Raw genomic sequence first — 15,787 nt, 5'->3', positions numbered from 1 at the left:
AGTTGACCCTCCTTTACTGTGCTACTTGTTGTTTTTTCCATTCACGAACATCTACAAAGTGCCCCGCTATAGCAGCAGCTGCCGCCATTTCTGGACTAACTAAGTGAGTACGAGCTCCTTTACCTTGTCGCCCTTCAAAGTTGCGGTTTGACGTTGAAGCACAACGCTCTCCCTCAGGTACAACATCTGGGTTCATACTTAAACACATACTACAACCTGAACTCCGCCATTCAAAGCCTGCTTCCATAAAGATTTGATCTAATCCTTCTTCTTCTGCTCTCTGCTTTACTTTTTGAGAGCCTGGAACGACCAATGCACGAACATGTTCAGCAACTTTCTTGCCTTTAATAAGGTTAGCTGCTGCTTTCAAATCGCTAAAGCGCGAGTTTGTACAGGAGCCAATAAAGACGTGTTGAATGTTGATTTCAGAAATAGGTGTTCCTGGTTCTAACTCCATATAATCTAAAGCTTGTTGAATCGCACGTCGATCTGTTTCAGTTTTTCCGTCTGCTGGAGATGGAACTGTTTTTGATATCCCTACACCTTGTGAAGGATTCGTTCCCCATGTTACCATCGGTTCAATTTCAGATGCGTCAATCGTTACCACTCTATCGTACGTCGCACCTTCATCTGTCGCTAACTGTTTCCATTCTTCTACTTTTTCATCAAAGGAAGCACCAGTTGGAACATACTCTCTTCCTTGAAGATAATCGAATGTAACTTGGTCTGGACTAATGAGTCCCGCTTTCGCTCCGGCCTCAATCGACATATTACAGATTGTCATACGCTCTTCCATCGTCATTCCGCGAATGGCATCCCCTGTAAATTCAACAACTGATCCTGTACCAACATCCACTCCGAATTTAGCGATAATAGCCAAGATCACATCCTTCGCGGAAAGTTCAGGCGACAGCGTACCTGTAACACGAATTTCTAGCGTTTTCGGACGTGATTGCCAAAGTGTTTGTGTAGCAAGAACATGCTCAACTTCACTCGTTCCAATCCCAAAAGCTAATGCTCCAAATGCGCCATGAGTAGACGTATGACTATCTCCACATACAATTGTTTTTCCTGGTTGAGTTAACCCGAGCTCAGGTCCAATAACATGAACAATTCCATTTTCCGGGTGATCTAAGTCAGCTAGGTCAATACCAAATTCTTTGCAGTTTGATTCAAGAGTTTCCATTTGAGTTTTAGCAATTTGATCTGTTATATCGTAGCGGTTCACAGTTGGAACATTATGGTCCATCGTAGCAAACGTTAAGTCTGGGCGCCTTACTTTTCGATTTGCTAAACGAAGCCCTTCAAATGCTTGTGGAGATGTTACTTCATGAACCATGTGCAAATCAATATAGAGGAGTGTCGGCTTTCCTTCTTCTTGAATCACTTCATGTGCTTCCCAAATTTTTTCAATAATCGTTTTAGGTGCCATCTTCGCTCCTCCTCGTTTGTTTTAGTTTAATAGAATAAGAGGATGGCTCAGGAACAGTACCATTAGCCTTTTCTAGTTGAATTGACTAGTAGGCTGTTCCATCTTCGCCATCCCTGTTTATTGAATGTTATGAGATGACTGCTTTCTTAGCTAAAGCATTCAAAACTTGATTCGTCATTTCTTCTGTCGATAAAGCTTTGCTTTGATCAGTAGTTAAATCGGCTGTACGATGCCCAGCTTCTAACACATCATTAATCGCTTCAGCTAAGGCATTCGCCTCATCTTTCATTTCAAATGCGTATGTTAGCATCATGACGACAGACGAAAGCGTTGCTAATGGATTGGCAATTCCTTTTCCTGCGATATCTGGTGCAGAACCATGAATTGGTTCAAACAATCCAGGACCGTTTTGACTTAAACTAGCAGATGGCAACATCCCTAGTGATCCTGTGATCATCGAAGCCTCATCACTTAATATATCGCCAAACATATTTTCTGTTACCATTACATCAAACTGCTTTGGATTGCGTACCAATTGCATAGCAGCATTATCGACTAGCATGTGGCTATAGTTAATTTCAGGATAATCTTTTGCTACTTCATCAACGACTTCACGCCACAAACGGCTTGATTCTAACACATTGGCTTTATCAACAGATGTTAAAGAGCCGCCACGAATAGTAGCAAATTCAAACCCTTTGCGGACAATTCGTTCAATTTCTTTTCGCGAATAAACGAGAGTATCTACTGCAACCTCTTCGTTTCCTTCACCCCTGCGTTCACGTGGTTCTCCGAAGTACAATCCTCCTGTTAACTCTCTAACAATAACAAGATCTACACCTTGAATGATATCATCTTTCAATGGTGAAGCATCCGCTAACGAATCATAAATCGTAACTGGGCGAAGATTTGCAAACAAATCGAGTGCTTTCCTAAGCCCTAGCAATCCTTTTTCAGGACGTTGATCTCCTGGGAGAGTATCCCATTTAGGTCCTCCTACGGCTCCAAGTAACACTGCATCGCTTTGTTTACAAACGGCTAACGTCTCATCTGGGAGGGGCGTACCAGCCTTATCAATTGCTACACCACCTAGATCAGCAAATGTATATTCAAATTCATGATTATACAAACGACCAATCTCTGAAAGTACTTGGGTAGCAGCCTCACAAACTTCTGGTCCTATCCCATCACCAGGGAGAACGGCAATACGTTTCTTCATGTTTCTTCCTCCCTATACGTTTAATGGATTCGTGCGTTGTTGTTCATTGAATTGTTTTCGATTAATGGTTCGATTGACTGCGTTAATATACGCCTTTGCAGAAGCTTCTAAAACGTCATGTGCTGTTCCTCGACCCGAAGATTCTGTACCATCATACTTTACCGTTACGTACACTTCTGCAAGCGAGTCACGCCCCGCCGTCGTCGATTGAATACGGTAATCCATGAGCAAAATCTCTTCGTCAATAACACGCTCAAGTGTATTGTAGATCGCTTCAACACTACCAGAACCAGTTGCAGCTTCTTGAACTGTTTCACCAGTAGGCAATTTCATCGTAATCGTTGCTGTTGGTATATTAGTCGTACCATAATTTACTTGCAATGTTTCAAGTTCATAATGAGTAACAGAAGCTCCAACTGTCGCTTCTGTCATTAAAGCAAACAAGTCATCTTCTGTAATATCTTTCTTCTTATCAGCTAAATCTTTAAAAGCCACAAATGTTTTTTGCAACTGCTCATCTGTACCATTGAAACCAAGTTCGATAAGCTTTTCTTTAAACGCATGACGCCCTGAATGCTTCCCAAGCACCATTCTATTAGATGATACTCCCACAAGTTCAGGAGTAATAATTTCGTACGTTTCTTTGTTTTTCAAGACTCCATCTTGATGGATTCCAGATTCATGAGCAAACGCATTAGCACCAACAACCGCTTTGTTGTTCGGAACAACCATCCCGGTTAACTTGCTTACTAGTGAGCTTGTGCGTTTAATCTCTTTTAAAACAAGTCCTGTATCAGCTTTATAATGATCTTGACGAATGTTTAATGCGACTGCAATTTCTTCTAGCGATGCATTTCCTGCACGTTCCCCAATTCCATTCACGGTACATTCAACTTGACCTGCACCATTTTGAATCGCAGCTAACGAATTCGCAACCGCCATCCCCAGATCATCGTGATTATGCGTTGATAAAATTGCGCGATCGATATTCGGAACATTTTCTGACACATATCGGAACATTTGCCCGATCTCGTACGGAGTTGTATACCCCACTGTATCAGGTAGGTTAATGACCGTTGCACCTGCATCGATCACTTCACGAATGATTTTTGCCAGAAATGGTAATTCTGTTCGACTTGCATCTTCTGCCGACCATTGAACCTGAGGAAATGTCTTCTTTGCTAACTTCACAGCTGCAACTGCATTTTCAATTACTTGGTCTGGGGTCATTTTTAATTTATATTCCATGTGGATTGGTGATGTTGCAATAAAAACGTGAATCCTTGGCTCAGCACTATCTTTTAATGCTTGCCAAGTTGTCTCAATGTCACGCTCGAGTGAACGGGAAAGACCTGTGATAGAGCTACCCTTAATTGTTTGAGCAATTGCTTGAACGGAAGCAAAATCACCTTGAGAGGAGGCTGGAAAGCCAGCCTCAATGATATCTACTCCTAAACGTTCTAACTGCTTTGCAATTTCAAGTTTCTCTTGAAAGTTTAAGTTTACTCCTGCTGATTGTTCCCCGTCTCTTAGCGTGGTATCGAAGACATTAATTTTTCGCACTACCAACCACTCCTTTAGATTTTACAAATGGCATCATTTCGCGAAGCTCACGACCAACAACTTCAATTGGGTGTTGGCTTTCTGCTCTTGTAATAGCCGTGAATTCTGGACGATTTGCTTGGTTTTCAAGAATCCATCCTTTTGCAAACTTACCTGTTTGAATATCTGTTAAAATACTCTTCATTGCTTTCTTTGTCTCATCTGTTACAACTTGAGGTCCAGCTACATAATCTCCCCACTGAGCTGTGTCAGAGATTGAGTAACGCATTCCTTCAAGTCCACCTTCGTACATTAAATCAACGATTAATTTCAATTCATGCAAGCACTCAAAGTAAGCAACTTCTGGTTGGTAACCAGCTTCAACTAATGTTTCGAAACCAGCTTTTACAAGTGCAGCTGTTCCTCCACAAAGTACTGCTTGCTCACCGAATAGATCTGTTTCTGTTTCTTCTTGGAATGTTGTTTCAAGAACCCCTGCACGAGCCGAACCAATTTGCTTTGCATAAGCAAGTGCGATATCTTTTGCTTGACCTGTCGCATCTTGGAATACAGCGATTAATCCAGGAACTCCAGCTCCATCTACGAACGTACGGCGAACAAGGTGACCTGGTCCTTTTGGTGCAGCTAAAAATACGTCAACATTTGCTGGTGGAACAATTTGATTGAAATGAACGTTAAAACCGTGAGCAAATGCTAATGCTTTTCCAGCATGTAATTCAGGCTCGATTTCATTTTTGTAAACAGTTGGTTGATGCTCATCTGGTAATAAGATCATGATTAGATCCGCTTGTGCAGCTGCTTCTCTTACAGGGAATACTTCAAATCCATCACTTACTGCTTGATCCCAAGACTTCCCTGGGCGAAGACCGATAATAACATCTACTCCATTTTCGCGAGCATTTTGTGCATGCGCATGACCTTGAGAACCATATCCTACGATTGCTACCTTTTTCCCACTTAATACTGCTTCGTTAACGTCTCCATTGTAATAAACCTTTGCCATAATAAATCTCTCCTCTTGTTTAATTAGTTTTAGATTTTTATCTATTTTGAATTAATGAATTCACAAGTTTAATTGATGAGTGTTAATCGATAAGGATCTTGCACTGGCTTTTTTGTACTACGATTAAATGCAGTAATTCCAGTACGTGCAATTTCTTTTATTCCATAAGGACGAAGCAAATCAATAAACGCTTCGACCTTTGGATGATCTCCTGTAATTTGAATCGTCATCGATTCTCGACCAACATCAATGATCGTTGCTCTAAACGGATTAACAAGTGCAGCAACTTCACCTCGTTGTTGAGGATTTGCCACAATTTTAACTAGTGCGAGTTCACGAGCAACAATCGACTCATCTGTAATATCTTTCACTTTTAAAACATCTACTTGTTTGTTTAATTGCTTAATTACTTGTTCGACATTTTCCATACTGTCAGCAGCAACGACAAACGTCATTCTTGAAATGGCTGGGTTCTCCGTTACTCCAACTGTTATGCTTTCAATGTTATAGTGCCTGCGAGCAAACAGACCAGTAATTCTGTTCAAAACACCAGACGTGTTATTTACAAGGGCAGTAATGGTACGTTTCATTCTGGCTTAACCCCTTCCATTTGATGCTGTCCTTTCCCCGGTGCAATCATTGGATAGACGTTTTCTGTTTTGGCAACACGCACATCCATTAATACAGGACCCGGGTGAGCCATCATTTCTTCTAAAGACCCTTTAAGGTCAGATAAGTTATCCACCCTCATTCCTTTAATGTCATATGCTTCAGCTAGCTTGACGAAATTCGGCTGAATTGGGAATAACGAGTTTGAATAACGCTCTCCATGGAATAATTGTTGCCATTGTCTTACCATTCCTAATGAAGCATTATTCACAATAACAATTTTCACTGGCATATTTAACTCTTGTAAAATCGACATTTCCTGTGCTGTCATTTGGAATCCTGCATCACCAATTACGGCAATAACCGGAGTATCTGGTTCTGCAAATTGAGCTCCAATTGCTGCCGGGAACCCAAATCCCATCGTACCCAGTCCACCTGAAGTCACCCAGCGGTTTGGTTTGTTAAAGCGGTAGAACTGTGCAGACCACATTTGGTGTTGGCCAACGTCAGTTGTAACAATGGCTTCTCCATTCGTTACTTCATGAATTAGCTCAATCAAATGTTGCGGTTTAATAACCTCTCCATCTTCCTGATACCAAAGCGGATATTCTGCTTTCCTTTCTTTTTGTGTTGCACGCCATTCTTCTGTGTTACCAGGTGTACCGTCCTCATCTAAGAGCATTTTTAATGCTTGCTTCGCATCTCCAACAACTGGAATTTCCGTTTTAATGTTCTTTCCAATCTCAGCTGGGTCAATGTCGATATGAACAACTCGAGCATTCGGCGCAAAGTGTGCTAAATTCCCCGTTAATCGATCATCAAATCTTGCACCAATGCTAATCAATAAATCTGATTCATAAATAGCCATATTTGCTGTGTATGTTCCGTGCATTCCCGCCATACCAAGACAGAGATCATGATCGCCAGGGAAACTACCAAGTCCTAATAACGTATTGACAACAGGAATTTTCATTTTTTCTACATATTCAAACAATTCATCAGATGCCTTGCCATGTAAAACCCCAGCACCTGCTAAAATGACTGGTTTCTTCGCTTCCGATACAGCTTCTACTACCTTGCGAATTTGCAAGCGATTTGGAACAACAGTTGGTTGATAACCAGGAATATTTACTTCTTTGCTATAATCAAACATTCCCGTTGCAAGCGAGATATCTTTTGGTAAATCTATTAAAACTGGACCAGGGCGACCTGTTGTTGCAATGTGAAAGGCTTCCTTGATGATTCTAGGAAACTCATCTACAGAACGCACTTGATAATTATGCTTTGTAATTGGCATCGTAATTCCTATCATATCGGCTTCTTGGAAAGCATCTGTTCCAATCACAGTTGTTGCTACTTGCCCCGTAATTACGACTAATGGTAACGAATCGATCATAGCATCCGCGATTCCTGTAACAACATTGGTTGCTCCAGGGCCAGATGTAACAATACAAACACCCGGTTTTCCAGATACCCTTGCATATCCTTCAGCAGCATGAATAGCTCCTTGTTCGTGCCTTGCTAGAACATGATGGATACCCGTTTTATAGATTTCATCATATGTTGGTAAAATAGCCCCTCCAGGATAACCAAAAATAACATCAACGCCCTCTTTTGCCAAAGCTTCAATCAACATACTTGAACCTGATAGTTGTTTTGGTTCTTCACTTGTTTGTTGTTCTTTCTTTTTCACATGCGTACTCATGTTTTTCCTGCCTCCTTACTCAGATTCTCTCGTAAATGACCCCAGTTACAATACAAAGTGAACAACATCTAGTTATAAACAAGAAAAAAAATCTTCCCACCCCATATAAGCCACTTATGCTGTAGCTAGAAGGGGCGAAAAGATTTTCTTTCCACGGTACCACCCTTATTCATTAGATAGATCCGTGATCTATCTAATCTTATTGTTTTGATAACGAGTGCTGTGTACACCCGACCAATCTTAGTAGATATAATCGTTCAGATTGATACTCTGAGGCGAGCTTCATCAAAGGTAACAACACCGCATCTCAGCACCACGGCTCTCTGTCGAAGTTACATCATTGATTACTTTTCCTCTTCTTCGTTTTAAACTATTATATTTTCATGACTCCACCAGTATTAGCTGAAGTTACTAATTTTGAATATCTAGCAAGGTAGCCTTTTTTTACTTTTGGTTCCGGCTCAACCCAGCCTTCCTTACGTTTAGCATGTTCTTCATCAGATACTAACCATTCAATTGTTCTATTTGGTAGATCTATTCTGATTCGATCTCCATTTTCTACAAAAGCAATTGGACCACCTTCTGCAGCTTCTGGCGAAATATGACCGATAGAAATTCCTCTAGATGCTCCAGAGAAACGGCCGTCTGTGATAAGAGCGACTTTCGTTCCAAGACCTCTTCCGGCAATCGCTGAAGTTGGTGCTAACATCTCAGGCATTCCTGGTCCACCTTTTGGACCTTCATATCGAATGACTACGACATGGCCTTCACGAACTAGACCATCATCAATTCCTTTTTGGGCTTCCTCTTGAGAGTTAAAAACAATTGCTTCTCCATCAAACACTTTGATTGAAGGATCAACTGCCCCTACTTTAATGACTGCCCCGTCTGGTGCAATGTTTCCGAATAATACAGAAAGACCTCCAACTGGGCTATAAGGATTATCTTTGCGACGAATAACGTCATCATTAGTAATTTCTGCATCTTTTACATTTTCATACAAGCTTTTTCCAGTAATCGTAATTCGATCTGGGTGAATGGCACCTTCAATGTTGCACAATTCCTTTATAATAGCGCTCACTCCACCTGCGTGGTGAACATCATCCATGGAATAATCGGATGCTGGACTGATCTTCGAAAGATAAGGAACTCGCTCAGCAACTTCATTAATTCGGTTAAGATCATATTCAATTTCAGCTTCGTTTGCGATTGCTAATGTGTGTAAAACCGTATTCGTTGAACCACCCATTGCCATATCAAGTGCAAATGCATCATCAATCGTTTCTTTTGTGACGATATCACGAGGTTTAATGTCTTTCTCGATTAAGTTCATTAAGTGCTTGGCTGCATCTTTAATTAGTTGATGACGATCATTGGATGTTGCAACAATCGTACCGTTACCTGGTAAAGCTAACCCTAGCATTTCCATTAATGAATTCATTGAGTTGGCAGTAAACATTCCAGAACAGGAACCACAAGTTGGACAAGCCGTTTGTTCAATTTCTAATAACTCTTCTCTTGTCATATTACCTGACGAAAATGCCCCTACACCTTCAAAGACAGAAACAAGAGATAAGTTTTTCCCATCTTTTGTCTTCCCTGCCTCCATTGGGCCACCTGATACAAATACTGAAGGAACATTTGTCCTTACTGATGCCATTAACATACCTGGCGTAATTTTGTCACAGTTTGGAATGTAAAATACTCCATCAAACCAGTGTGCGTTAATAACCGTTTCTGCTGCGTCACAGATAATTTCACGACTTGGGAGCGAATATCTCATCCCGATGTGCCCCATAGCAATTCCATCGTCGACTCCAATTGTATTGAACTCAAATGGAATTCCTCCAGCTTCTCGTATTGCTTGCTTTGCCACTTCTGCAAATTTGTTTAAGTGCATATGTCCTGGAATGATATCGATGTATGAATTACATACACCAATGAATGGTTTATCCATTTCATCTTCTTTTACACCAGCTGCTCGAAGTAAGCTTCGATGCGGCGCACGGTCAATTCCTTTTTTGATCATGTTACTTCTCATACTACCCGCTCCCTATTTCCTTGTATCTCTCTGCTCTGCTACTCTATTTAAAAGTTTCTGAATAAACTTTTTCTCCCTCTACTACTACTCTTTCTCTAAAAGCTTTTAATAAAGCGTTCGTTTCTTTTCCTGGTTTTCCTTCACCAATGATTCGGCCGTCTACTTTCACTACTGCTATTACCTCTGCTGCTGTACCAGTTAAGAATACTTCATCTGCAACATAAACATCATGTCGAGTAAATGGTTCTTCTTTAACCGTATAACCAAGATCTTGGGCAAATTCTATGATCGCATTTCGCGTTATTCCTTCAAGCGCTCCTACATATCCTGGTGGTGTGTAAAGCTCTTTCCCTTTAACGATAAAAACATTATCTGCTGAACCTTCAGCTACATATCCTTGATCGTTTAGCATTAGTGCCTCACTTACCCCAGCTAAGCTCGCTTCAATTTTCACGAGAATGTTATTCAAATAATTCAGAGATTTCACTTTAGGACTTAGAACATCTGGACGATTTCTACGAGTTGCAACCGTAACAATTTCTAATCCAGATTCATATAATTCTTTTGGAAAAAGAGCCAGTTCCTCAGCAATAATTATGACCTGAGGTGTTGCACAAGACGAAGGATCAAGTCCTAAATTCCCTACCCCTCTTGAAATAACTAGACGAATGTATGCATTACTTAATTGATTTTTCTGTAATGTTTTAACAACTAGTGATTTCATCTCTTCTTTTGAGTGCGGAATTGCTAGCATAATAGATTTTGCTGAATTATAAAGTCTATCAAGATGCTCTTGCAGTCGAAAGACATTTCCTTCATATACCCTTATGCCCTCAAAGACGCCATCGCCATATAAAAAGCCGTGATCATATACCGATATTTTAGCTTCGTGTTTTTCTACAAAATCTCCATTTAAATAAATCCATTGCTCACTCATGACGTTTTACTCTCCTCATGTATTATGCAACATTCATTTCAAGCATTGCATAATTTTATCTCTCTAGAGCGGACATTTGTTTTTTTATATAGTGTTGTTTGAGATTTATCATACGCTCATTCTTCACTATGGTCAACCATTTTTTTAAAATAATTTGACTATTTCGATTAGTCATTTTCAATGAATGCGCTTACACCGTTATTACAATAAGAATTGCAAAAAAATATTTCCACCCCTGCCTTTATCGGGCATATTACAAAACCAAAAGGACATCCTATACATGGGTGATAAAATATGTTAAAAAAATACAAAAAATATGTGCGTATTTCAAAAAAATTTCCTTATCTACATCTAACGAAAAGACATCGAGCTTCATTAGTTTTAGTAGAAGAACTGGAACAAATATGCAATACAGATGGCGAAAAATTACTATACAATCAGTTGCGTGCTAACATGTATTATCCGACGCCACATTATTGGATAGAAAGCGTTCGAGCCAATTTGGCACTTGTTCCTTACAAACTCGCACTGATTGAAGCAAGACCAGGATTAAATGAGAAAAGAATCATTCGTCAATTAAAAAAACGCGGATGGCGTGTTTTATTTTATGATACGGATCAGTTATTAAAAAACGAAAAATTATATGTGAATCAAGTATTAAAACAAGCTCCCGCACATGCAAAAAGCGTCTCCACTTCATAAAGTGGAGACGCTGTTCATTATGTATGAAAAGTGGCGTCCCAGGAGAGATTCGAACTCCCGACCGACGGCTTAGAAGGCCGTTGCTCTATCCTGCTGAGCTACTGGGACAAGAGCGGGTGATGAGAATCGAACTCACGACATCAGCTTGGAAGGCTGAGGTTTTACCACTAAACTACACCCGCATATCATATATAGTGTTTATCAGAAATCACATGTAACGACAAACATGTCTTTTCCTCTTCTAGTATTTCATAGAAGTAAGATGCGTCAAGACAACTCGTAGATAATTCGGCAGATGTTTCGCTCGTGGCTGAGGTTTTACCACTAAACTACACCCGCATGTTATATCTATTGTTTGTCATAAGTTAGTAACAACTTGTGACGACATATATTAATATAACGTAATCAAATACAAATGTCAACAATTCCTCAGAAAAAAATTGAAAAGTTATTCTCTCCTAACAAAGAAGACTTTATAAGAGAGAATAACGTCATTAGTTAACCTCAAACTGATAAATCATATCTTCCACAACCGAACCGTTGTAATCATAATACGTGACAGTTGCTTTCTTATCTTTGTATTCACAAATACAATACGTTCTTTCTTCACGATTACGAGGAAGTCGTATACTTCCTGGGTTAATGTAGACAACTCCATTCTCAACGAAAGCTCCCGCTACATGAGAATGACCAAAGCAAGCAATTTGCGCTCCCTTTTCTTCTGCACGGTAGCTTAATGGAACATGTGTCATTTTCACATTATACAAATGGCCATGAGTCACATAAATTGTCACTCCATCCACTTTTTCTGTGCGGTCTTCTGGAAAATCTACACCGAAATCGCAGTTCCCTCTGACAACTTTCACTCCACGAAGAGCTTCATCTTCTGCACTTAACTCAGAATCTCCGCAATGGATGAGTAAGTCAACATCATTTCTGTGACGTTGAATCACCTTCTGTAATTCCACTCCCCAGCCATGGCTATCACTTATAATAAAAGCCTTCATCGAATCTCCCCCTTATTCACTCCATTCTTCTTTATGAGCAAGCAATTGGTGCAATGCATTAGCGCGGTGACTTCGCTCATTTTTTTGTTCTGCTGTTAATTGAGCCATTGTTTTCTCTAGTTCTGGCACATAAAAAATCGGGTCGTATCCAAAACCATTTGTTCCTCTTTCTTCTAACGCAATCATTCCCTCACAAGAACCTTCATAGAACCGTGTTTCTTTCTTTGGGCTAGCAACAGCCATCACACATATAAATCTTGCTGTTCTATCTTCGCTGGGAACGTCCAACATTTCGGTTAATACTTTCCCCATATTGGCAGCATCACTTTTATCAGAACCTGCATATCGAGCTGAGTAAACTCCCGGTCTTCCATCTAGTGCATCAACTTCTAATCCTGAATCATCCGCAACAACCATTTGATTTAAATATGTCGCTAACGTTTCAGCTTTCTTTGCTGCATTTTTTGAAAAGGTATCTCCATCTTCCTCGATGTCAGGAATGTCAGGATAATCAAGTAATGATCGTACTTCCCACCCATCTAGCATTTGCTTAAATTCAGCAATCTTCCCTTTATTTTTTGTTGCAATAACAATTTCTTTCATCCCGTACTCCTTTTTCATTCACCTATTAGTTCATTCGTTCAGAAATATCTCCAAGGGCTTCTTTTTGCTTCTTAACTAGTTCAGCAATTCCTTGTTCCGCTAAATCAAGTAATTTATTTAACTGTGTACGTGAGAATGTTGCCTCTTCTCCCGTCCCTTGCAGTTCGACAAATTCAAATGTTCCGGTCATAACCACATTCATATCTACATTGGCTGCTGCATCTTCCACGTAGCATAAATCAAGGAGCTCACCTTTTTTCTGATCCACTCCAACGGAAATAGCGGCTAGATAATCTTTGATCGGCCACTCTTTTAGCTTGCCTTTTTTCATCACTTTGTCTATTGCAAGCACTAACGCCACAAACGCACCTGTAATAGAAGCTGTTCTCGTTCCTCCGTCCGCTTGAATAACATCACAATCAATCCAAACAGTCCGTTCACCCAATTTCTCTAAATCAATAACTGAACGTAATGATCGACCAATTAAGCGTTGAATTTCCATCGTTCTACCAGAAACCTTCCCTTTGGAAGACTCTCTAATATTGCGCGTTTCTGTCGCTCTAGGGAGCATTGCATACTCTGCAGCAATCCAACCTTTCCCCTGTCCTCTTAAAAAGGGAGGAACTCGTTCTTCCACTGTTGCCGTACATATCACTTTTGTATCTCCCATGGAAATCAGAACAGAACCCTCAGGGTGTTTCACATAACCAGTTTCAATCGAAACCTCTCTTATTTGATTCTCTGCACGTCCGTCCACTCTCATAATACCCCTCCTGAATACTAAAAAAGACTTTTATGACACTTCGTCAATGTGTTTCTATGTAAGAGTAAAAAGGAGGAAGCAATCTGCTCCTCCTCTTATTTCTATATTTAATTATAAAGAATTTTATAACTAGAGTCCAATTAAGGAGTTAATAACTTCCTGTATTGACAAGGCTTGGCCTTGAAACAGGTTCAACAGCGTTACCAGACTCAGATAAGACGTTAGCTTCTCCATTTACTTTTACTGCAATTTTTTCTACTCCCTCTTGCTCTGTTAGAGTAAGTGCTAACATATTTAACACATCATCTGACACTGCAGTAGCTTGATTTTGCGAAAGAAGCGATTCATTAAAATTCAATGTAACGGTTCCATTTTCATACTTTGGTTCATCTAATAGAGCCACTTCATGGCGGAAATCTGTCAATAACGGACTTTCATTTGATGGCCCCTTTAGTAGTTCCTTAACTGCTGCAGTGAGTGACTCTTGCCCTGATGCAACACGACGTGTTACTGGAACATAGTACGTATTCTCTCCATTCTGAGCTAGGAAGTAAAGAGTTACCCCTTTGCTGTTTACAACATCTGTAACAGAGCCTGTTTCTAAATTAATCCCATTTGCTCGGCTTACGGTCTCACCAATAGGAGTCCCACCTACTGGCATCGTGTCTTGCTTATAGCCGTTCACATTGATCTGAACACTGTCTACATTTTCAAATTGAGTCAATGTCCAAGTAATTGCTTCTAGAACCTGTTTCTCTTGGTTAGGATCATATTCTTTAAATTCATTCGAAAAATCAGCAACAGCAATCCCATCTTCTTGTAAATTCACAGTCACTTCCGTACCTGCTGGAAGTACAGCACGGAATCCATTTGGTAACAATTCCGTTACAGGACCACCGTCTACTAAATACTCTAATGATTGTTTTAATACACTCTCTGTTCTTGGTAATTCAAGAGTTTGCGGAACAACCAGTCCATTAGAATCAATTAAGTATATTTCACGTTGCACGTATTCTTCATTCGCTTCCTCACCCGCACCCTCTTCTCCATCAGCCTCATCTGGTGCTTCCTCTACATCTTCTTCTAACCCTAATGATTCATCTTCCTCTACGTAATTCGTCGGTGGTGTATCCATCTCATTTGTAGCTTCATTCGAACCAAACGAACAAGCTGTCATTGTTAACAATGTAGTAAATGCAAGAATGGGAACCCCTTTTCGTAAAACTTTGCGCATTGTTTTCCCTCCTAAGATAGTTTGTACTACATGTATACGAGCCTTAAAAAGATAATAGACCACCTTTGTCTATATTTTTATCAAAAAAACAAAAAATCGCTAAGATTATCTTAGCGATTACAAACATATATAATAGTCACTTACTTTAATTTATAAGAGATTTGTTTTTACACAATCTACATTCATTTCAAGCCATTGATCTGCTAAAACTTTAAAGCGATCGGCATCTCCCGTTGTAAAAAAACGATGATTCGGTTGTCTATCCTCTGTAAATAATAAATTATTATGGTATAAGAGACTACTAACTTCACGGGCTGTTTCATCACCAGAAGAAATTAATTGTATGTTATCACCTAATCGTTTGCCAATGACATCTTTTAACAACGGATAATGGGTACACCCTAAGATTAGTGTATCAAAAAGCAAGTCATCTAATGGCTTAAGTGTTTCATCAACAATTCGCTCTGCTTCTTCCCCTTCAAAAACGCCTCTTTCAACAAGAGGAACAAAAGGAGGGCATGCAAGACTTTCGACTTTCACTTCACTATTAATTGCTTTTAACGCTTTTTCATAAGCTTGGCTACGAATGGTTCCTGTTGTACCTATAATAGCCACATGGTCTCTTTTTGTCACTTTTAAAGCACTGATGGCACCCGGATGGACAACACCTACTACAGGAATCGATAGTTCTCTTTTTACTTCCTCTAAGACAACAGCCGTTGCCGTATTACAAGCAATAACTAACATTTTCATCTTTTCTTCTAATAAATGGTCTATCATTTCCCATGTAAACTTTCGAACTTCTTCTTCAGTTCGTGGACCATATGGACACCGCGCAGAGTCGCCAATATAAACAATTTCTTCTTTCGGTAACTGTCTCATAATTTCTTTTGCCACGGTTAGTCCACCTAAACCTGAATCAATCACTCCAATTGGTCTATCCAACAATTTCCCCTCATTCTACTCAAT

General features: G+C 39.9%; 14 protein-coding genes, 2 tRNA genes and 1 other annotated feature. Of the genes, 1 reads left to right on the top strand and 15 read right to left on the bottom strand.

What is annotated here, in order from left to right:
* Positions 1 to 13 precede the first annotated feature (13 nt).
* The 8 genes from leuC to ilvE form a co-directional block, all read right to left on the bottom strand.
* Complete coding sequence (gene leuC / locus N0O92_RS04530) at positions 14 to 1,432, bottom strand: 3-isopropylmalate dehydratase large subunit (RefSeq protein ID WP_315613460.1); 1,419 nt, start codon at positions 1,430 to 1,432, stop codon at positions 14 to 16.
* Between the two features lie 127 nt (positions 1,433 to 1,559).
* Positions 1,560 to 2,651: a 3-isopropylmalate dehydrogenase gene (gene leuB, locus N0O92_RS04525; protein ID WP_315613459.1), complete on the bottom strand. Its 1,092-nt coding sequence runs from the start codon at positions 2,649 to 2,651 to the stop codon at positions 1,560 to 1,562.
* A gap of 12 nt (positions 2,652 to 2,663) precedes the next feature.
* Positions 2,664 to 4,214 (bottom strand): 2-isopropylmalate synthase, encoded by a 1,551-nt coding sequence (locus N0O92_RS04520; protein ID WP_315613458.1) that lies wholly within the window; start codon positions 4,212 to 4,214, stop codon positions 2,664 to 2,666.
* Positions 4,201 to 5,217 carry a ketol-acid reductoisomerase gene (ilvC, locus tag N0O92_RS04515; RefSeq protein WP_315613457.1) on the bottom strand — a complete coding sequence of 339 codons (1,017 nt, stop codon included), beginning with the start codon at positions 5,215 to 5,217 and terminating at the stop codon, positions 4,201 to 4,203. The genes N0O92_RS04520 and ilvC overlap by 14 nt, the downstream gene beginning before the upstream one ends.
* A 68-nt stretch (positions 5,218 to 5,285) precedes the next feature.
* Complete coding sequence (ilvN, locus tag N0O92_RS04510) at positions 5,286 to 5,807, bottom strand: acetolactate synthase small subunit (RefSeq protein ID WP_315613456.1); 522 nt, start codon at positions 5,805 to 5,807, stop codon at positions 5,286 to 5,288.
* Positions 5,804 to 7,531 (bottom strand): acetolactate synthase large subunit, encoded by a 1,728-nt coding sequence (ilvB, locus tag N0O92_RS04505; RefSeq protein WP_315613455.1) that lies wholly within the window; start codon positions 7,529 to 7,531, stop codon positions 5,804 to 5,806. The genes ilvN and ilvB overlap by 4 nt, the downstream gene beginning before the upstream one ends.
* Positions 7,532 to 7,658: 127 nt before the next feature.
* Positions 7,659 to 7,901 (bottom strand) — a binding site (T-box leader).
* A gap of 3 nt (positions 7,902 to 7,904) precedes the next feature.
* Positions 7,905 to 9,572: a dihydroxy-acid dehydratase gene (gene ilvD / locus N0O92_RS04500; RefSeq protein ID WP_315613454.1), complete on the bottom strand. Its 1,668-nt coding sequence runs from the start codon at positions 9,570 to 9,572 to the stop codon at positions 7,905 to 7,907.
* A 43-nt stretch (positions 9,573 to 9,615) separates the two neighbouring features.
* On the bottom strand, positions 9,616 to 10,509 hold the full coding sequence (gene ilvE / locus N0O92_RS04495; RefSeq protein WP_315613453.1) for a branched-chain-amino-acid transaminase: 894 nt from the start codon (positions 10,507 to 10,509) through the stop codon (positions 9,616 to 9,618).
* A 294-nt stretch (positions 10,510 to 10,803) separates the two neighbouring features.
* On the opposite strand from ilvE, the gene N0O92_RS04490 reads away from it, so the two are divergent.
* Positions 10,804 to 11,211, top strand: coding sequence for a hypothetical protein (locus tag N0O92_RS04490; RefSeq protein WP_315613452.1), 408 nt, complete (start codon positions 10,804 to 10,806; stop codon positions 11,209 to 11,211).
* Positions 11,212 to 11,242: 31 nt separating this feature from the next.
* Here N0O92_RS04490 and N0O92_RS04485 read toward each other — a convergent pair.
* The 7 genes from N0O92_RS04485 to racE form a co-directional block, all read right to left on the bottom strand.
* Positions 11,243 to 11,319 (bottom strand) — tRNA-Arg (locus N0O92_RS04485).
* A gap of 3 nt (positions 11,320 to 11,322) precedes the next feature.
* Positions 11,323 to 11,393, bottom strand: a tRNA-Gly gene (locus tag N0O92_RS04480).
* A 312-nt stretch (positions 11,394 to 11,705) separates the two neighbouring features.
* A complete protein-coding gene (locus N0O92_RS04475) occupies positions 11,706 to 12,218 on the bottom strand; it encodes a metallophosphoesterase family protein (RefSeq protein WP_315613451.1) in 513 nt (170 codons plus the stop codon).
* A gap of 12 nt (positions 12,219 to 12,230) precedes the next feature.
* On the bottom strand, positions 12,231 to 12,821 hold the full coding sequence (locus N0O92_RS04470) for an XTP/dITP diphosphatase (protein WP_315613450.1): 591 nt from the start codon (positions 12,819 to 12,821) through the stop codon (positions 12,231 to 12,233).
* A gap of 25 nt (positions 12,822 to 12,846) precedes the next feature.
* Entirely contained in the window at positions 12,847 to 13,584 is a 738-nt protein-coding gene (gene rph / locus N0O92_RS04465; RefSeq protein WP_315613449.1) for a ribonuclease PH, read from the bottom strand.
* Between the two features lie 148 nt (positions 13,585 to 13,732).
* Complete coding sequence (locus tag N0O92_RS04460) at positions 13,733 to 14,818, bottom strand: GerMN domain-containing protein (RefSeq protein ID WP_315613448.1); 1,086 nt, start codon at positions 14,816 to 14,818, stop codon at positions 13,733 to 13,735.
* Between the two features lie 150 nt (positions 14,819 to 14,968).
* Complete coding sequence (racE, locus tag N0O92_RS04455; RefSeq protein ID WP_315613447.1) at positions 14,969 to 15,763, bottom strand: glutamate racemase; 795 nt, start codon at positions 15,761 to 15,763, stop codon at positions 14,969 to 14,971.
* Positions 15,764 to 15,787 lie beyond the last annotated feature (24 nt).

It is taken from the genome of Alkalihalobacillus sp. MEB130 (assembly GCF_032335535.1).
Taxonomy (GTDB): domain Bacteria; phylum Bacillota; class Bacilli; order Bacillales; family Bacillaceae_D; genus Halalkalibacter.
Note: the sequence above shows the minus strand (reverse complement) of the source record. Positions and strands in the feature narration are given on the sequence as shown.